17 protein-coding genes are annotated in these 17,756 nt (G+C 63.0%); all 17 read left to right on the top strand.

What is annotated here, in order from left to right; translation table 11 throughout:
• Positions 1–10: 10 nt before the first annotated feature.
• Positions 11–658, top strand: a complete 648-nt coding sequence (locus ABMA32_RS10955) for an NADH-quinone oxidoreductase subunit E (protein WP_349013797.1) — start codon at positions 11–13, stop codon at positions 656–658.
• 60 nt (positions 659–718) lie between these two features.
• Positions 719–2,803: an NADH-quinone oxidoreductase subunit NuoG gene (gene nuoG, locus ABMA32_RS10950; protein ID WP_349013796.1), complete on the top strand. Its 2,085-nt coding sequence runs from the start codon at positions 719–721 to the stop codon at positions 2,801–2,803.
• 4 nt (positions 2,804–2,807) lie between these two features.
• Positions 2,808–3,851 (top strand): NADH-quinone oxidoreductase subunit NuoH, encoded by a 1,044-nt coding sequence (gene nuoH, locus ABMA32_RS10945; RefSeq protein WP_349013795.1) that lies wholly within the window; start codon positions 2,808–2,810, stop codon positions 3,849–3,851.
• The gene (locus ABMA32_RS10940; protein ID WP_349013794.1) at positions 3,851–4,042 is read left to right on the top strand and encodes a hypothetical protein; all 192 of its coding nucleotides are present in this window, start codon (positions 3,851–3,853) and stop codon (positions 4,040–4,042) included. Before nuoH ends, ABMA32_RS10940 begins: the two co-directional genes overlap by 1 nt.
• A gap of 4 nt (positions 4,043–4,046) precedes the next feature.
• Positions 4,047–4,538 (top strand): NADH-quinone oxidoreductase subunit NuoI, encoded by a 492-nt coding sequence (gene nuoI / locus ABMA32_RS10935; RefSeq protein ID WP_349013793.1) that lies wholly within the window; start codon positions 4,047–4,049, stop codon positions 4,536–4,538.
• 138 nt (positions 4,539–4,676) lie between these two features.
• The gene (locus ABMA32_RS10930; RefSeq protein ID WP_349013792.1) at positions 4,677–5,294 is read left to right on the top strand and encodes an NADH-quinone oxidoreductase subunit J; all 618 of its coding nucleotides are present in this window, start codon (positions 4,677–4,679) and stop codon (positions 5,292–5,294) included.
• 1 nt (position 5,295) lies between these two features.
• On the top strand, positions 5,296–5,604 hold the full coding sequence (gene nuoK, locus ABMA32_RS10925) for an NADH-quinone oxidoreductase subunit NuoK (protein ID WP_292764567.1): 309 nt from the start codon (positions 5,296–5,298) through the stop codon (positions 5,602–5,604).
• A gap of 12 nt (positions 5,605–5,616) precedes the next feature.
• Complete coding sequence (gene nuoL, locus ABMA32_RS10920) at positions 5,617–7,629, top strand: NADH-quinone oxidoreductase subunit L (RefSeq protein ID WP_349013791.1); 2,013 nt, start codon at positions 5,617–5,619, stop codon at positions 7,627–7,629.
• Positions 7,629–9,134, top strand: a complete 1,506-nt coding sequence (locus ABMA32_RS10915) for an NADH-quinone oxidoreductase subunit M (protein ID WP_349013790.1) — start codon at positions 7,629–7,631, stop codon at positions 9,132–9,134. Before nuoL ends, ABMA32_RS10915 begins: the two co-directional genes overlap by 1 nt.
• Positions 9,135–9,145: 11 nt before the next feature.
• Complete coding sequence (gene nuoN, locus ABMA32_RS10910) at positions 9,146–10,582, top strand: NADH-quinone oxidoreductase subunit NuoN (RefSeq protein ID WP_349013789.1); 1,437 nt, start codon at positions 9,146–9,148, stop codon at positions 10,580–10,582.
• Between the two features lie 2 nt (positions 10,583–10,584).
• The gene (locus ABMA32_RS10905) at positions 10,585–11,430 is read left to right on the top strand and encodes a biotin--[acetyl-CoA-carboxylase] ligase (RefSeq protein WP_349013788.1); all 846 of its coding nucleotides are present in this window, start codon (positions 10,585–10,587) and stop codon (positions 11,428–11,430) included.
• A 14-nt stretch (positions 11,431–11,444) separates the two neighbouring features.
• Positions 11,445–13,115, top strand: coding sequence for a ribonuclease J (locus tag ABMA32_RS10900; protein WP_349013787.1), 1,671 nt, complete (start codon positions 11,445–11,447; stop codon positions 13,113–13,115).
• An 8-nt stretch (positions 13,116–13,123) separates the two neighbouring features.
• The gene (gene mce, locus ABMA32_RS10895) at positions 13,124–13,528 is read left to right on the top strand and encodes a methylmalonyl-CoA epimerase (RefSeq protein WP_349013786.1); all 405 of its coding nucleotides are present in this window, start codon (positions 13,124–13,126) and stop codon (positions 13,526–13,528) included.
• Positions 13,525–13,809, top strand: coding sequence for a DUF1467 family protein (locus ABMA32_RS10890; protein WP_349013785.1), 285 nt, complete (start codon positions 13,525–13,527; stop codon positions 13,807–13,809). Before mce ends, ABMA32_RS10890 begins: the two co-directional genes overlap by 4 nt.
• A gap of 435 nt (positions 13,810–14,244) precedes the next feature.
• Positions 14,245–15,573 carry a proline--tRNA ligase gene (gene proS, locus ABMA32_RS10885; RefSeq protein ID WP_349013784.1) on the top strand — a complete coding sequence of 443 codons (1,329 nt, stop codon included), beginning with the start codon at positions 14,245–14,247 and terminating at the stop codon, positions 15,571–15,573.
• Positions 15,570–16,865 carry a lipoprotein-releasing ABC transporter permease subunit gene (locus ABMA32_RS10880; RefSeq protein WP_349013783.1) on the top strand — a complete coding sequence of 432 codons (1,296 nt, stop codon included), beginning with the start codon at positions 15,570–15,572 and terminating at the stop codon, positions 16,863–16,865. The genes proS and ABMA32_RS10880 overlap by 4 nt, the downstream gene beginning before the upstream one ends.
• Complete coding sequence (locus ABMA32_RS10875; protein WP_349013782.1) at positions 16,862–17,542, top strand: ABC transporter ATP-binding protein; 681 nt, start codon at positions 16,862–16,864, stop codon at positions 17,540–17,542. Before ABMA32_RS10880 ends, ABMA32_RS10875 begins: the two co-directional genes overlap by 4 nt.
• Positions 17,543–17,756: the final 214 nt, after the last annotated feature.

The raw sequence follows: 17,756 nt of genomic DNA, 5'->3' as shown, positions 1-17,756 counted from the left end.
TGGCACGACGATGGTCGAGGCGAAGCGCAAAGAGACAGTGACGGAGGGAATGGCCACAGTGCTGCCAACGGAGATGGCGAGCGCGGTCAACCTCTTCGCGCATCCGTTTGCTGGTGTGGCGGCCGCATCGGCGGTCGGCATCGGCCTTGCCAGCCAGGCGTTCGGCTTCTGGATGGGTGCGATCTCGGGCATGGCCGAAGCGTCGCAGCGCGTGTTCGTTCCGCAGGACGCAAAACCCGCTACGGCAAATTCCGTGGCACCGAAGGCGAGGTCCGCCGCGACCAAGGCCAGGACTGCCACCAAGGTGCTGATCGAGGAGACGCAGTCGGCCGCGCTGGAGATCGCTGGCGACGTTGCTGCCAAGGCGGATGTGCCGCCGCTCGCCGAAAAGGCTGTCGACCTGCAACCGGAGGATTTTCGCCAGCCGAAGTCGCTTGCCAAGCCAAAGAAGGCTGACGACCTCAAGGCGATCGCAGGCATTGGTCCGAAGCTGGAAAAGGTGCTGAACGAACTCGGCGTCTGGACCTATTCGCAGATCGCGGGCTGGACAGCGGAAGAGATCGCATGGGTCGATGACTACCTGTCGTTTACGGGGCGTATCGAACGGGACAACTGGACAGGGCAGGCGGCGGCGCTTGCGGGCAAGAAGAAGCGCTGAATTTCCGGACGCTGGACCGGACGAAAAATTGCGGTTTCGGCCGCAGGGGTTTGAGGCAAGATGGCTAAAATCAAGGTCGACGGGAAAGAGATCGAGGTACCCGACCACTACACGCTGCTCCAGGCGGCGGAAGAGGCTGGCGCCGAGGTGCCGCGCTTCTGCTTCCACGAGCGGCTGTCGATCGCCGGCAACTGCCGCATGTGCCTCGTCGAGGTAAAGGGCGGTCCGCCCAAGCCGCAGGCGTCCTGCGCCATGGGCGTGCGCGACCTGCGCCCCGGCCCCAATGGCGAGACGCCGGAGATGTTCACCAACTCGCCTATGGTCAAGAAGGCCCGCGAAGGCGTGATGGAGTTCCTGCTCATCAACCATCCGTTGGACTGCCCGATCTGCGACCAGGGCGGCGAGTGCGACCTGCAGGACCAGGCGATGGCCTTCGGCGTCGATTCCTCGCGCTACAAGGAAAACAAGCGCGCGGTCGAGGACAAGTATATCGGCCCGCTCGTCAAGACGGTGATGAACCGCTGCATCCACTGCACGCGCTGCGTCCGCTTCACCACGGAAGTCGCCGGCATTTCCGAGCTCGGCCTGATCGGCCGCGGCGAGGATGCCGAGATCACCACCTATCTCGAACAGGCGATGACCTCCGAGCTTCAGGGCAACGTCATCGACCTCTGCCCGGTTGGCGCGCTGACCTCGAAGCCTTTTGCCTTCACGGCGCGTCCGTGGGAACTGACCAAGACTGAATCCATCGACGTGATGGATGCCGTTGGCTCGGCGATCCGCGTGGATTCGCGCGGCCGCGAGGTGATGCGCATCATGCCGCGCGTCAACGACCAGGTGAACGAGGAATGGATCTCCGACAAGAGCCGCTTCATCTGGGATGGCCTGCGTTCGCAGCGCCTCGACCGCCCTTATATCCGCAAGGACGGCCGGCTGGTCGCGACTACGTGGCCGGAAGCCTTTGACGCCATCAAGCATGCCGTTGCCAAGGCCGCGCCGGACCGCATCGGCGCGATCGCCGGTGACCTCGCGACCGTCGAAGAAATGTATGCGCTGAAGCAGCTCATGCAGGGTCTTGGCGCCGCCAGCATCGATTGCCGTCAGGACGGCGCCGCGCTCGATCCTTCCATGGGCCGCGCCAGCTACATCTTCAACACCACCATCGAAGGCATCGAGCAGGCCGACGCCGTGCTCATCATCGGCTCCAACCCACGCTTCGAGGCGTCCGTGCTGAACGCGCGTATCCGCAAGCGCTGGCGGCTGGGCAAGCTGCCAGTCGGCGTGATCGGCGATATCGGCGACATCCGCTACGACTATGAACAGCTCGGCGCTGGCCCGGACACGCTGAAGGCTCTCGCCGATGGCGAAGGCAGCTTCTTCGAGACGCTGAAGGGCGCGACGCATCCGCTGATCATCGTTGGCCAGGGGGCTCTGGCCCGCGCCGATGGCGCGACCGTGCTTGCACAGGCAGCGAAGCTGGCACAGGCCGTCAACGCCACGCGTGAGGACTGGAACGGCTTCAACGTCCTGCACACCGCAGCCGCCCGCGTCGGCGGCCTCGACATAGGTTTCGTCCCGGGCCTGAGCGGCAAGGGCGTCTCCGGTATGCTCGGCGGTGGAACAGACGTGCTCTTCCTGCTCGGTGCCGACGAAATCGATACGAGCGCGCTGGGCGAGACTTTCGTCGTCTATATCGGCACCCACGGCGATGCCGGCGCGCACCGCGCCAACGTCATCCTGCCGGGCGCGACCTACACCGAGAAGTCCGGCATCTACGTCAACACCGAGGGCCGGGTGCAGATGACGAGCCGCGCCGGCTTCGCGCCTGGGCAGGCCAAGGAAGACTGGGCGATCCTGCGGGCGCTGTCTGATGTGCTCGGCAAGAAGCTGCCTTTCGATTCCCTGTCGGCGCTTCGCAAGCAGCTTTACGGTGAGTTCCAGCATCTGGCCCATGTGGACGCGATCGCGGCCGGCGACGTTGCCGATCTCAACCGTGTCGCGCTGTTGGGCGGCAAGCTCGACAAGGCCGCGTTCACCTCGCCGGTTACGGACTTCTACCTCACCAACCCCATCGCGCGCGCCTCGGCGGTCATGGCCGAATGCTCGGCGCTCGCGAAGAACGGCTTCAGGCAGGCGGCGGAATAGACGGATGGAAGACTTCTTCTTCACTTATGTCTGGCCGGCGCTGATCATCCTGCTGCAGTCGGTGGTGCTGATCGTCATCCTGCTGGTTGGCGTCGCCTACCTGCTTTATGCCGACCGCAAGATCTGGGCGGCCGTGCAGCTTCGCCGTGGCCCGAACGTCGTCGGCCCGTGGGGTACGCTGCAGGCCTTCGCCGACCTTCTGAAATTCGTCTTCAAGGAGCCGGTCATTCCGTCCGGCGCCAACAAGGGCGTTTTCCTGCTCGCGCCGGTGGTTTCGGCCGTGCTCGCCATCTCCGCCTGGGCCGTGATCCCGGTCAACGAAGGCTGGGCGATCGCCAACATCAACGTCGGCATCCTCTTCGTCTTCGCCGTGTCCTCGCTCGAGGTCTACGGCGTCATCATGGGCGGCTGGGCGTCGAACTCGAAATATCCTTTCCTCGGCGCGCTGCGTTCGGCAGCCCAGATGGTTTCCTACGAAGTCTCCATCGGCTTCGTGATCGTCTGCGTGCTGCTCCTCGTCGGTTCGCTGAACCTCACCGACATCGTGCTGTCGCAGCGCGACGGCCTCGGCACCATAGTCGGCCTGCCGAACAGCTTCCTCGACTGGCACTGGCTGGCGCTGTTCCCGATGTTCATCATCTTCTTCATCTCGGCGCTGGCCGAGACGAATCGCCCGCCGTTCGATCTGGTGGAAGCCGAATCGGAACTCGTCGCCGGCCACATGGTCGAGTATTCGTCGACGCCTTTCCTGCTCTTCTTTCTCGGCGAGTATGTCGCCATCGTACTGATGTGCGCGCTGACCACCATCCTCTTCCTCGGAGGCTGGCTGCCGCCCTTCGATTTCGCGCCCTTCACCTGGGTGCCGGGCGTCATCTGGTTCGTGCTGAAGCTCTGCTTCGTCTTCTTCATGTTCGCCATGGTGAAGGCGTTCGTGCCGCGCTACCGCTACGACCAGCTCATGCGGCTTGGCTGGAAGGTGTTCCTGCCGATCTCGCTGTTCATGGTCGTCGCCACCGCTGCCTTCCTCAAGATCACGGGGCTGGGCTGATGTCGGGCATGCTGACCGGAGCCTTGATCGGCCTGGCCATGGGCCTCGTGGGTTTCTTCGCGATGCGGACGCTGGCGCGCCGCGTCGAATTGCCCGAGACCAAGCAGGTCCTCAACATTGCGGCGATCGTCGATCTCGCACTTTTCCCAGTCCTCGGCGCTTTCGTCGGCGGACTTGCCACGGGAGATTAAGTTCATGTCAGCGCTAGCACAGGCCGCCAAGTCGCTGCTTCTGAAGGATTTCGTTGGAGCATTCTTCCTGTCGATGCGCCAGTTGGTGTCGCCGAAGGAGACTGTGAACTATCCGCACGAGAAGGGGCCGCTGTCGCCGCGCTTCCGGGGCGAGCACGCGCTGCGCCGCTATCCGAACGGCGAGGAACGCTGCATCGCCTGCAAGCTCTGCGAGGCGATCTGCCCGGCGCAGGCGATCACCATCGAGGCCGGTCCCCGCCGCAACGACGGCACGCGCCGCACGGTGCGTTACGACATCGACATGGTGAAGTGCATCTATTGCGGCTTCTGCCAGGAGGCTTGCCCCGTCGATGCGATCGTCGAAGGACCGAATTTCGAGTTCGCGACGGAGACGCGCGAGGAACTCTACTACGACAAGGACAAGCTGCTCGCCAACGGCGATCGGTGGGAGAGGGAAATCGCCCGCAACATGGCGCTCGACGCGCCGTATCGTTGAGGGAACACATGCCTTTCCCCATTCGCGGGGAGAGGAAAAGACACAGAGATAGACGTGCCTGTCAGGCTCGTCTAAGGCACAGGCGGTTTTGCTTCCGGATATGGGATGCGAAGCCGGGACGTAAACCGGGGACTACCCATGCTCAACGGACTTGAAGCGGTATTTTTCTACCTCTTCGCCTTCGTCGCGGTCGGATCGGCCTTCATGGTCATTTCCGCGCGCAATCCCGTGCATTCGGTGCTGTTCCTGATCCTCACCTTCGTCAACGCGGCCGGCCTCTTCCTGCTGACCGGAGCCGAATTCCTGGCGATGATCCTGCTCGTCGTCTATGTCGGCGCGGTGGCGGTGCTGTTCCTCTTCGTCGTCATGATGCTCGACGTCGATTTCGCTGAACTGAAGAGCGGCGCGCTGCAATATGCGCCGGTCGGCGCGCTGATCGGCCTGATCCTGGCGGCCGAACTCATCATCGTGCTCGGAGGTTTCGTCGTCGCGCCGAAGCTTGCCACTACGGTCGCGCAGCCGACACCGGATATTGCCACGCGCCATAACACGGCTGCCCTCGGCGACATCCTCTACACGGACTACGTCTACTACTTCCAGATCGCCGGGCTGGTGCTGCTGGTCGCGATGATCGGCGCGATCGTGCTGACGCTGCGCCACAAGCAGGGCGTCAAGCGCCAGTCGATCGCGGCTCAGGTCGCGCGCGGCAAGGACGCGATCGAAATCAAGAAAGTCGAGACGGGGAAGGGCCTCTGAGATGACCGTCGACATCGGACATTTCCTCACTGTCTCAGCGATCCTGTTCACGCTTGGCGTGTTCGGCATCTTCCTGAACCGCAAGAACGTCATCGTCATCCTGATGTCGGTCGAGCTCATCCTGCTCGCGGTGAACCTGAATTTCGTGGCCTTCTCGGCCGCGCTGAACGATCTGGTCGGACAGGTCTTCGCGCTGTTCGTGCTCACCGTCGCCGCCGCCGAGGCCGCGATCGGTCTTGCCATCCTCGTCGTCTTCTTCCGCAACCGCGGCTCGATCGCGGTCGAAGACGTCAACATGATGAAGGGTTGACGGACGCTAGCCATGTATCAAGCCATCGTCTTCCTTCCTCTTCTCGGCTTCCTGATCGTCGGCCTGTTCGGCAATTCGATCGGCGCCAAGGCATCCGAATACATCACCTCCGGCTTCATGGTGGTGGTGGCGGTGCTTTCGTGGGTCGCCTTCTTCACCGTTGCCATGGGCGATGGCCAGGCGTTCACCGTGCCGCTTTTGCGCTTCCTTGACACGGGCAGCCTGCAGGCCGACTGGGCGTTGCGCATCGACACGCTGACCGTGGTCATGCTGATCGTCGTCAACACCGTGTCCTGCCTGGTGCACATCTATTCGATCGGCTACATGCACCACGACCCGCACCGGCCGCGCTTCTTCGCCTATCTCAGCCTATTCACCTTCGCCATGCTCATGCTGGTGACGTCGGACAATTTGGTGCAGATGTTCTTCGGCTGGGAGGGTGTCGGCCTCGCCTCCTACCTGCTCATCGGCTTCTGGTATCAGAAGCCGTCGGCCAATGCGGCGTCCATCAAGGCGTTCGTCGTCAACCGCGTTGGCGACTTCGGCTTCCTGCTCGGCCTGTTCGGCGTCTTTGTCGTCTTCGGCTCGGTCAATTTCAGCACGATCTTCGCCAACGCTGCGTCGTTCGTCCCGGCGGGCGGGCATGGCGCGGAAGCTGCTGCCGGTGAGGTTGCGGCGCATGGCGATGCTGTGTTGACGTTCCTCGGCTATCACCTCGACAAGGCCAGCGCGCTCACCGTCATCTGCCTGCTGCTCTTCATGGGCGCGATGGGCAAGTCGGCGCAGGTTCCGCTACACACCTGGCTGCCGGACGCGATGGAAGGCCCGACGCCTGTTTCCGCGCTCATCCACGCCGCGACCATGGTCACCGCCGGCGTCTTCATGCTGGCGCGTCTCTCGCCGATCTTCGAACTGTCGCACACGGCGCTGATCGTCGTCACCTTCATCGGTGCGTTCACGGCCTTCTTCGCCGCGACGGTCGGTCTGGTGCAGAACGACATCAAGCGCGTCATCGCCTATTCGACCTGCTCGCAGCTCGGATACATGTTCGTGGCGCTCGGCCTCGGCTTCTATTCCGCGGCCATCTTCCACCTGTTCACGCACGCCTTCTTCAAGGCGCTGCTTTTCCTGGGCTCTGGCTCCGTCATCCATGCCGTTTCCGACGAGCAGGACATGCGCAATATGGGTGGCCTGCGGAAGCTCATCCCGAAGACCTACTGGGCGATGATCATTGGCACGCTGGCGCTGACCGGCGTCGGTATCCCGTTCACGATCATCGGCACCGCCGGCTTCTTCTCCAAGGACGCGATCATCGAAGGCGCGTTCGCGGGCCACGGCTCGATCGCCCTCTTCGCCTTCTGGGCGCTGGTCATCGCTGCCGTCTTCACCAGCTTCTACTCATGGCGCCTGATTTTCATGACCTTCCACGGCGAGCCGCGCGCCAGCCACGAGGTCATGCATCACGTCCACGAGTCGCCGCCCGTCATGCTGGTGCCGCTCGCCATCCTTGCCATCGGTGCGCTTTTCGCCGGTCTGGTATTCAAGGAGTACTTCATTGGCGAGCACTATGAGGACTTCTGGAAGGGCGCACTGTTCACGCTTTCCGAGAACCACATCCTGCACGAGTTCCACAACGTGCCGGGATGGGTGAAGCTGTCGCCCTTCGTTGCGATGGTCGTCGGCTTCCTGGTGGCCTATCACTTCTACATCCGCTCGCCGGAGACCCCCAAGGTTTTGGCGCAGCGCCATCGCGGGCTCTACGCCTTCCTGCTCAACAAGTGGTACTTTGACGAGCTGTACGACTTCCTGTTCGTGCGCCCGGCCAAGTGGCTCGGCACCTTTCTCTGGAAGAAGGGCGACGGCTGGCTGATCGACGGCTTCGGGCCTGACGGCGTGTCGGCGCGCGTCATCGACGTGACCAACCGGGTCGTCAAGCTGCAGACCGGGTACCTCTATCACTACGCATTCGCCATGCTGATCGGCGTCGCCGCCCTGGTCACCTGGATGATGTTCGGGAGCCATTGATGACCGACTGGCCAATCCTATCCACGGTCACGTTCCTGCCGCTGGCCGGCGCGCTGCTCATCCTGTTCATACGGGACGAGGGCGAGGCGGCGCGTCGCAACATCCGCGTCATCGCGCTCTGGACGACGATAATCACCTTCGTCATCTCGCTCCTGATCTGGATCGATTTCGACAATTCGGTGCCGGGCTTCCAGATGGTGGAGAAGGTCGGCTGGCTCGACTCCGGTATCTCCTACCACATGGGCGTCGACGGCATATCGATGCTGTTCGTGATCCTGACGACCTTTCTGATGCCTTTCGCCATCCTTGCCAGCTGGGAAGCGATCGAGAAGCGTGTCAAGGCGTACATGATCTGCTTCCTGCTGCTCGAGACGCTGATGATCGGCGTGTTCTGCGCGCTCGACATCGTGCTGTTCTACGTCTTCTTCGAAGGCGGCCTGATCCCGATGTTCATCATCATCGGCGTGTGGGGCGGCAAGCGGCGCGTCTACGCCTCGTTCAAGTTCTTCCTCTACACGCTCGCCGGTTCGGTGCTGATGCTACTCGCCATCATGGCGATGATCTACCAGTCCGGCACGTCAGACATCCCGACGCTGCTCACGCACAGCTTCCCCGCCAACATGCAGACATGGCTCTGGGTGGCCTTCTTCGCCTCCTTCGCGGTGAAGATGCCGATGTGGCCGGTACACACATGGCTTCCCGACGCGCACGTCGAGGCCCCGACCGCCGGTTCCGTCATCCTGGCCGGCATCCTCCTGAAGATGGGCGGCTACGGCTTCCTGCGCTTCTCGTTGCCGATGTTCCCGCTGGCTTCCGCCGATCTCGCTCCGCTCATCTACGCGCTGTCGGTCATCGCCATCATCTACACCTCGCTGGTCGCGCTGATGCAGGAGGACATGAAGAAGCTGATCGCCTATTCGTCGGTCGCCCATATGGGCTACGTCACGATGGGCATCTTCGCGATGAACCAGATCGGTATCCAGGGCGCCATCTTCCAGATGCTGTCGCATGGTCTGGTCTCCGGTGCGCTGTTCCTCTGCGTCGGCGTCGTCTACGACCGCATGCATACCCGCGAGATCGCGGCCTATGGCGGCCTCGTCAACAACATGCCGAAATACGCCGTCGCCTTCCTCATCTTCACGATGGCGAATGTCGGCCTGCCCGGCACCAGCGGCTTCGTCGGCGAATTCATGACGCTGCTCGGCATCTTCCAGGTCAACACGTGGGTCGCGCTGTTCGCTGCGACGGGCGTCATCCTGTCGGCCGCCTACGCGCTTTGGCTCTATCGCAAGGTGATCTTCGGCGCGCTGACCAAGGAAAGCCTCAAGGGCCTGCTCGACCTGTCGCTGCGCGAGAAGATCATCCTCTATCCGCTGATCGTGCTGGTCATCTTCTTCGGCGTCTATCCCGCGCCCGTTCTCGACGCGACCGCCAGCTCCGTGCAGGCGCTCGTCAACACAATCACCATTTCGCTCGATGCCGCGCCCGGCGCGGCGTCACACTGAGGGGCGGGACCATGACGCCTGAACTGACATCCAGCCTCTCGCTGCTCACGCCTGAGCTGATCCTCGCGGTCGGCTCCATGGTGCTGCTGATGATCGGCGCCTATTCGGGCGAGCGCTCCTACGGCGTCGTCAATGCGCTGGCCGTGCTGCTGATCGTCGTGGCCGGCGGTTGGCTGCTCTTCGCGACCGGCGACGGGCAGGCTTTCGGCGGCGCCTTCGTCTCGGATTCCTTCGCGCGATTCATGAAGGTGCTGACGCTGGTCGGCTCGGCCGCGACGCTGATCATGTCCACGGGCTTCGCGCGCGAGCAGAACTTCGACAAGTTCGAGTATCCGATCCTCGTGCTGCTTGCGACCGTCGGCATGATGCTGATGATCTCCGCCAACAGCATGATCGCGCTGTATCTCGGGCTGGAGCTGCAGTCGCTGGCGCTCTACGTCGTCGCCGCCATCAACCGCGACAACGTGCGCTCCACCGAGGCCGGCCTGAAGTATTTCGTGCTGGGCGCGCTGTCTTCGGGCATGCTGCTCTACGGCATCAGCCTGGTCTACGGCTACACCGGCAACACCGGCTTCGAGCAGATCGCGGCCGCCCTGTCGGACGGCGAGCGCCAGCTTGGCGTCGTCTTCGGTCTTGTCTTCGTGCTTGCAGGCCTGTGCTTCAAGATTTCTGCCGTGCCGTTCCACATGTGGACCCCAGACGTCTATGAAGGCGCGCCGACACCGGTCACCGCCTTCTTCGCCTCCGCGCCGAAGATGGCCGCCATGGCGCTGGTCGTGCGCGTGGTCATGGGCGCATTCGAGCCCATCGCCAGCGACTGGCAGCAGATCGTCTCCTTCATCGCCATCGCCTCCATGGCGCTCGGGTCCTTTGCGGCGATCGGCCAGAAGAACTTCAAGCGCCTGATGGCCTATTCCTCCATCGGCCACATGGGATTTGCTCTCGTCGGTCTCGCGGCCAACAGCGAGGCTGGCGTGCGTGGCGTCGCCATCTACATGCTCATCTATCTGGCTATGACGCTGGGCACCTTCGCCTTCATCCTCTCGATGCGTCGCAAGGAAGGCAATGTCGAGCAGATCAGCGATCTGGCGGGCCTTTCGACCACCAACCCGGTTATGGCGACGATCCTGACCATCCTGATGTTCTCGCTGGCCGGCATTCCGCCGCTCGCCGGCTTCTGGGCGAAGTGGTACGTCTTCCTCGCCGCCATCAACGCCGGGCTCTATCCGCTGGCCGTGATCGGCGTGCTGACCTCTGTCGTTGGCGCTTACTACTATCTGCGCATCATCAAGATCATGTGGTTCGACGACTCCGTCGGCGGCTTCCTGCCAATGGTCGGTTCGTTGCGCGTGGTGCTCGGGATCTCCGGTGCCTTCGTCCTCCTCTATATGCTGGTCGGCGCGCCGGTCGAAAGCTTTGCCGAGGCGGCCGCCAAGAGCTTCTTCTAGCCGTGGGATTTTCCCTCGCCCCGACGGCGATTGTTGCAGGGTACCGGATAGAAGCCCATGAGAGCGTTGGCTCGACCAACGCGCTCGCGCTTGAGCGCGCCGCCGCCGGCGATCCAGGCCGGCTCTGGATCGTATCGAAGAAGCAGGAGAGCGGACGCGGCCGTCGTGGACGCGCCTGGGCGACGCCGGAAGGCAATCTGGCCGCAACGCTTCTCCTTGCCGAAGCCTTCGATCTCAAACTCGCCGCGACGCTCGGTTTCGTCGCAGGTCTTGCTCTCGCCGATGCACTAGACGCCGTTGTGCCCGACATGCGCTTTGCGGTTGCAGTCGATGGCGGCGCGGGCGGCGGCGCCGGGGGCAGGGGACCGCACGGCGACCGCTTTGAACTCAAATGGCCGAACGACGTGCTAGCCAGCGGTGCGAAGCTCGCGGGCATCCTGCTCGAATCCACGCTGCTGCCCGGCAACCGCGCCGCGCTGGCGGTCGGCATCGGCGTCAATGTCGTCGCCTATCCGGAAGGTGTGCCTTACCCGGCGACGTCGTTGAAGGCGCTCGGCTTTGCGGGGGATGCGGAAACGCTGTTTCTTGCGCTGTCCGACGCATGGGCGCAAAACATGGCGGTCTGGCGGGACGGTGCTGGCTTGTCGGAAGTGCGCCGCCGCTGGCTGTCGCGTGCGGCGGGCCTGGGTTCGGAAGTGGCCGTGCGGGTCGATGGCAACATTGTTCGCGGCATCTTCGAGACCATCGATGAAGACTGCCGGTTCGTCATCCGCTCGGGCGGCGATAAAATTGTGATTGCCGCAGGCGACGTGCATTTCGGCGCGGTTGCCTCGGCCGGCGCCGCGTAAGGCGAGGGGATTGCATGGCTAGGTATTCGGGACCGGAACTCGTCTTTGCTCCGTTGGGCGGCGTGGGCGAGATCGGCATGAACTTCGCTCTTTACGGCTTCGGCCCGGCGGATGCCCGCGAGTGGATCATCGTCGATGTCGGGGTGACCTTCCCGGATGCCAGCCTGCCGGGTGTCGACCTGGTACTGCCCGATATCCGCTTCATCAAGACACAACTTGACCGTCTGCGCGGCATTATCATCACGCACGCGCATGAGGACCATTACGGCGCGCTGCATGAATTGTGGCCGCGCCTGAAGGCGCCGCTCTGGATGTCGCCGTTTGCCGCCGGCCTGCTTGAGGCCAAGCGCCAAGGCGAGGGCAACGCGCCGAAGATCCCGGTGACGATCTACCGGGCCGGCGACACATTCGAGGTTGGCCCGTTCAAGATCGAGGCCATCCCGGTCAGCCACTCCATTCCCGAACCGCTTTCCCTTGCCATAACGAGCCCGCTCGGCACGGTCATCCACACCGGCGACTGGAAGATCGACCCCGATCCCGAGATCGGTCCGATGACGGACGAGGCCCGTTTCCGGGCGCTGGGCGACGCAGGTGTGCTGGCGCTGATCTGCGATTCCACCAATGCGTTGCGCGAGGGCGAATCCCCCTCTGAAAAGGAAGTCGGAGCCGGCCTTCGCGCCGTCATCGAGGCGGCGCCCGGCCGCGTTGCGATCACCACCTTCTCCTCCAATGTCGGCCGCGTGCGCTCCATTGCCGAAGCCGCGCGCGACGCCGGCCGGCAGGTTCTGGTGCTTGGCCGCTCGTTGAAGCGCATGATCAGCGTCGCTGGCGACCTCGGCTACATGGAAGGCATTCCACCCTTCATTGCCGAGGAAGACTACGGCTTCATCCCACGCGAGAACCTCGTCATCATCTGCACCGGCAGCCAGGGCGAGGCGCGAGCAGCACTCGCCAAGCTCGCCCGCGACGAGATGAAGACCGTGTCGCTTTCGCCGGGAGACACGGTTGTCTATTCGTCGCGCACCATTCCCGGCAACGAAAAGGCGATCCTCGAAATCCAGAACCTGCTTATCGACCAGGGCATCAAGATCATCCAGGACGGCGACGCGCTGGTGCATGTGTCGGGTCACCCGCGCCGCAACGAGTTGCGCAAGATGTATGCCTGGACGCGGCCGCGCATCGGCATTCCAGTTCACGGCGAGGCCGCTCATCTGGTCGCGCAGGGTTCGCTCATGGCGCAGTCCGGCATCCCCGAGGTGGCACAGGTGCGCGACGGCGACATGATCCGCCTTGCGCCGGGTGCCGCCGAGATCATCGACAAGGTGCCGTTCGGCCGTCTCTACAAGGACGGTCGGCTGGTCGGCGACGACGAGCAGATGGGCATCAAGGAGCGCCGCAAGCTTTCCTTCGCCGGTCATGTCGCGGTCAATGTCGTGCTCGACGAGCGCTATGAACTGGCCGGCGATCCCGACATCGTGGCCGTTGGCGTCGCCAAGGTCGACGGGCGGGGCGAAGACCTCGAGGATTTGATGCTGGAAGCCGCGGTTGGCGCGGTCGAGAGCATTCCGCGACAGCGCCGCAAGGATCTGGATCTGGTTCAGGAGGCTGTCCGGCGCGCGGTGCGTGGTGCGGCAAACGAGACATGGGGCAAGAAGCCGCTGGTGACGGTGTTCGTCACGCGCTAGAAGGCGGCATGCTCGGCCGCCTCAATCACGTCGCCATCGTCGTACCCGATCTCGCTGCGGCGACTGCCATCTACCGCGATACGCTCGGTGCGAAGGTGAGTGCGCCGCAGGCGCTGCCCGAACATGGCGTCACGGTCGTTTTCGTCGATACCGGCAACAGCAAGGTCGAGCTTCTCGAAGTGCTGGGCGAAGGCTCTCCGCTCGCGTCGTTTCTTGAGAAAAATCCGTCCGGCGGCATGCACCATCTCTGCTACGAGGTGGACGACATCATTGCTGCCCGCGACCGTCTGAAGGCGGCCGGCGCACGCGTGCTTGGCGACGGCACGCCGAAGATCGGCGCGCATGGCAAGCCCGTGCTTTTCCTGCACCCGAAGGATTTTGCCGGCACGCTGGTGGAACTGGAGCAGGCATGACCTGGATTTCAGTCATTGCCGTCTACTTCGTCCTCTGGTGGCTGGTGCTGTTCGCAATGCTGCCGTTCGGACTGAAGACGCAGGACGAGGACGGCGAGGTCACGCTCGGCACGGTGCCGAGTGCGCCGAAGGGCCCGCACATGCTGCGCGCGGTCATCCGCACGACCATCGTTACGGCAATCATCCTTGGCTGTTTCTATGCGGTCACCAAGGGGCTGGGCCTCAGCATCGACGACATTCCGCGCATCGTTCCGGACTTCAAAACTGACGTTGGGTCATAGGGCTGACGCCCTCGCTTTTCGCTGTTCCGATTGCACAAAAAAAAAGCAAGGCACGAAGCCTTGCAATTTAAACGCGTCCGATCTGTTTCCGGTGTCCGGCGGCAGCGAAACCGCGCCTAGATCGCATCCTCCCAAGACTTTGACCGCGTAGGGAAGACAGATTTTGTTCTGCCCTCTCGGTTATGCGGCGACACTAGACCAACGCCGGACAAATTGTCACGCACAATTTTGCGTTTGCGACGTTACAAATGTGCTGCAATGCACAATTCCTTGGCAGGGGCTGCCTGCCAAAAGCACAGCGCGAAATCGTAACCCCGAAGACGCCGCCGCGTCGGGTTTCCATTCGGTCTTGAAATCGCTATGAAGCGCTTGCATGCGTTTCGCGTGGAATGCCGATTCCGGCTCCATCATCATCGCCTTTTTAACGGACCCACAATGCGGCTTTCGCGCTATTTCCTTCCCATACTCAAAGAGAACCCGCGCGAAGCCGAGATCGTCTCTCACCGCCTGATGCTCAGGGCTGGCATGATCCGCCAACAGGGGCAGGGATCGTTCTCGATGCTGCCGCTCGGCAAGCGCGTGCTCGACAAGGTTTGCCAGATCATCCGCGAAGAGCAGAACCGCGCCGGCGCTCTCGAAATCCTGATGCCGACCATCCAGTCGGCCGAGCTCTGGCGCGAAAGCGGACGCTACGACGACTACGGCAAGGAGATGCTGCGCATCAAGGATCGGCAGGAACGCGACATGCTCTACGGGCCGACCAACGAGGAGATGGTGACGGACATCTTCCGCACCTACGTCAAGTCGTACAAGGACCTGCCGCTCAACCTCTATCACATCCAGTGGAAGTTCCGCGACGAGGTGCGTCCCCGCTTCGGCGTCATGCGCGGCCGCGAATTCCTGATGAAGGACGCCTATTCCTTCGACCTCGACTATGAGGGCGCAAAGGCAGCCTACAACCGTATGTTTGTCTCCTACCTGCGCACCTTCACGCGCATGGGCCTGCAGGCGATCCCGATGCGCGCCGACACCGGCCCAATCGGCGGCGACCTCAGCCACGAATTCATCATTCTGGCCGAGACCGGCGAGAGCCAGGTTTACTGCCACAAGGACTTCCTGCAGTTGCCGGTACCGGGCGAGAATACAGACTTCACAAACGACGCCGAAATCGGCGGCATCGTGAAGGACTGGACGACGCCCTATGCGGCGACCGACGAGATGCACGACGAGGCCGCCTGGGACAAGATTCCCGATGCCGACCGCCTCTCGGCGCGCGGCATCGAGGTTGGTCACATCTTCCATTTCGGCGAGAAATATTCGAAGCCGATGAACGCGGCGGTGCAGGGACCTGATGGCAAGCAGCACTTCGTCTCGATGGGTTCCTACGGCATCGGCCCGACGCGGCTTATCGCGGCGATTATCGAGGCAAGCCATGACGAGGCTGGGATCATCTGGCCAGAATCGGTCGCGCCGTTCGATGTCGTGATCATCAACATGAAGGTCGGCGACGCCGAATGCGACCGTCTGTGCGAGCAGCTTTACGCGGCGCATCAGGCGGCTGGATTGGATGTGCTCTACGACGACACAGACCAGCGCGCCGGCGGCAAGTTCGCCACCGCCGACCTCATCGGCGTACCGTGGCAGGTCATCGTCGGTCCGCGGGGCGCTGCCGCCGGCGAGGTCGAGGTCAAACGGCGTTCGACCGGGGAGCGCGACACCAAGACGGTCGAAACCCTTCTGGCTTCGCTCGGGCCGAAGGGATGAACACGGTAACTTCCACCGTCGCAGCGAAGCCTGCCGGAGCGGGACCGTTTTCGGTCTTCGAGCGCATGGTTGCGTGGCGCTATTTGCGCTCGCGGCGCAAGGAGACGGTGATCTCCGTCATCGCCTCCATCTCCTTCCTCGGCATCATGCTCGGCGTCGCCACGCTGATCGTCGTCATGGCGGTGATGAACGGTTTCCGCGCCGAGCTCCTGACGCGCATTCTCGGCATCAACGGCCATCTCGTCGTCCAGCCCCTCGATACGCCGCTCGAGGACTATGATGCGGTCGCCCAGCGCATCAACGGCGTCGCCGGCGTCAAGTTCGCCATCCCGCTGATCGACGGACAGGTGCTGGCCTCTGGCGCGGTCGGCGCCGGCACTGGCGCGCTGGTGCGCGGCATCAGCGGTGACAACCTCGACAAGCTGACTATCGTTTCCAAGAACATCAAGCACGGTTCGCTTGCCGGCTTCGACCAGTCGGAAGGCGTGGCGCTTGGCCAGCGCATGGCCAACAATCTTGGCCTCGTGCTTGGCGATTCCATCACGCTCGTCTCGCCTGATGGTGACGTCACCCCAATGGGAACGACGCCGCGTGTGAAATCCTATCCGATCGTCGCCATCTTCGAAGTGGGCATGTCGGAGTTCGATTCCTCCGTCATCTTCATGCCCTTCGAAGAGGCGCAGCTCTATTTCAACATGGAAGGGCGGGCGCAGACAATCGAGGTGTTCGTCGAAAACCCCGACAACGTCGACCAACTCCGCGAACTCGTCGAAATCGCGGCGGCCCGGCAGGTCTACATCACCGACTGGCGGCAGCGTAACGAGACGTTCTTCTCCGCGCTGCAGGTCGAGCGGAACGTGATGTTCATGATCCTGACGCTGATCGTGCTCGTCGCTGCGCTGAACATTATTTCCGGGCTCATAATGCTGGTGAAGGACAAGGGACGCGATATCGCGATCCTGCGAACCATGGGCGCGACGCGCGGCGCGATCATGCGCATCTTTTTGATGACCGGTGCCGCGATCGGCGTCACCGGCACCATCGCCGGCGTCATCCTCGGCGTCGTGCTCTGCCTTAACGTCGAGCGCATCCGCCAGTTCTTCTCGTGGCTTTCGGGCACGGTGCTGTTCAATCCCGAACTCTATTTCCTCAGCCAGTTGCCGGCGAAGATGGAGTTCGGCGAAACCATGTCCGTCATCCTGATGGCGCTGGCCCTTTCCTTTTTCGCGACGCTGTTTCCGGCGTGGCGCGCTGCCAAGCTCGACCCTGTCGAGGCGCTGAGGTACGAGTGAGCGGGTCGGTCATCGAACTCAAGGGCGTCGAGCGCCACTACGTCCAGGGGCAGCGCAAGCTGACAATCCTGAACGGAGCCGATTTCTCGCTGGTGCCGGGAGAAATGGTCGCGCTGGTCGCGCCGTCGGGCGCGGGCAAGTCGACCTTGCTTCACACCGCAGGCCTGCTCGAGAGGCCCGACGCCGGCGACGTCATCCTTGGCGGCCGCGCCTGCGGTCGCCTGTCCGACGACGACCGCACCGCGATCCGCCGCAACGATATCGGCTTCGTCTACCAGTTCCATCATCTGCTGCCCGAGTTCTCCGCGCTCGAGAACATCATGATGCCGCAGATCATAAAGGGGCTGCCGCGCAGCGAGGCGGCCAAGCGCGCCGAACAGCTTCTGGACTACATGCAGATCGGCAAGCGCGCCCATCACCGGCCCGCCGAGCTTTCCGGCGGCGAGCAGCAACGAGTCGCGATTGCCCGCGCGGTCGCCAACGCGCCGCTGGTCCTTCTTGCCGACGAGCCGACCGGCAATCTCGATCCGCACACCGCGCATTATGTCTTCGACGCGCTTGCGGCGCTGGTGAAACAGTCCGGCCTCGCGGCGCTGATCGCCACGCACAATCATGAACTCGCCGCGCGCATGGACCGCCGCGTTACCCTCGCCGAGGGCAAGGTCGTCTCCTTCTGACCGTTAACGGCTTCCCTGCCGTCTCAACCTTCCCTTAACCTACTGGCAAGTCGTGTCAGGAGGACGCGACGGCGTTCTTGACACTTTGAACAAAAATAGAACAAAATAAATACATATCAAAAACAGGAGCGAAACAATGGCCGATCTGTTCCACGACGTTCTCTCTCTGGTCTGCATGAGCACATTCCTCGTCGCATCTGCCATCTGGATCGGT

Source organism: Mesorhizobium quangtriensis, assembly GCF_040081925.1.
GTDB lineage: Bacteria > Pseudomonadota > Alphaproteobacteria > Rhizobiales > Rhizobiaceae > Mesorhizobium_K > Mesorhizobium_K quangtriensis.
The sequence above is the reverse complement of the archived record's forward strand: the minus strand, read 5'-3'. Positions and strand labels throughout refer to the sequence as shown.

Coding starts and splice junctions, on each gene's coding strand:
- ABMA32_RS10955 (WP_349013797.1), top strand. CDS start 11: ATGGTCGAGGCGAAGCGCAAAGAGACAGTGACGGAGGGAATGGCCACA.
- nuoG (WP_349013796.1), top strand. CDS start 719: ATGGCTAAAATCAAGGTCGACGGGAAAGAGATCGAGGTACCCGACCAC.
- nuoH (WP_349013795.1), top strand. CDS start 2,808: ATGGAAGACTTCTTCTTCACTTATGTCTGGCCGGCGCTGATCATCCTG.
- ABMA32_RS10940 (WP_349013794.1), top strand. CDS start 3,851: ATGTCGGGCATGCTGACCGGAGCCTTGATCGGCCTGGCCATGGGCCTC.
- nuoI (WP_349013793.1), top strand. CDS start 4,047: ATGTCAGCGCTAGCACAGGCCGCCAAGTCGCTGCTTCTGAAGGATTTC.
- ABMA32_RS10930 (WP_349013792.1), top strand. CDS start 4,677: ATGCTCAACGGACTTGAAGCGGTATTTTTCTACCTCTTCGCCTTCGTC.
- nuoK (WP_292764567.1), top strand. CDS start 5,296: ATGACCGTCGACATCGGACATTTCCTCACTGTCTCAGCGATCCTGTTC.
- nuoL (WP_349013791.1), top strand. CDS start 5,617: ATGTATCAAGCCATCGTCTTCCTTCCTCTTCTCGGCTTCCTGATCGTC.
- ABMA32_RS10915 (WP_349013790.1), top strand. CDS start 7,629: ATGACCGACTGGCCAATCCTATCCACGGTCACGTTCCTGCCGCTGGCC.
- nuoN (WP_349013789.1), top strand. CDS start 9,146: ATGACGCCTGAACTGACATCCAGCCTCTCGCTGCTCACGCCTGAGCTG.
- ABMA32_RS10900 (WP_349013787.1), top strand. CDS start 11,445: ATGGCTAGGTATTCGGGACCGGAACTCGTCTTTGCTCCGTTGGGCGGC.
- mce (WP_349013786.1), top strand. CDS start 13,124: ATGCTCGGCCGCCTCAATCACGTCGCCATCGTCGTACCCGATCTCGCT.
- ABMA32_RS10890 (WP_349013785.1), top strand. CDS start 13,525: ATGACCTGGATTTCAGTCATTGCCGTCTACTTCGTCCTCTGGTGGCTG.
- proS (WP_349013784.1), top strand. CDS start 14,245: ATGCGGCTTTCGCGCTATTTCCTTCCCATACTCAAAGAGAACCCGCGC.
- ABMA32_RS10880 (WP_349013783.1), top strand. CDS start 15,570: ATGAACACGGTAACTTCCACCGTCGCAGCGAAGCCTGCCGGAGCGGGA.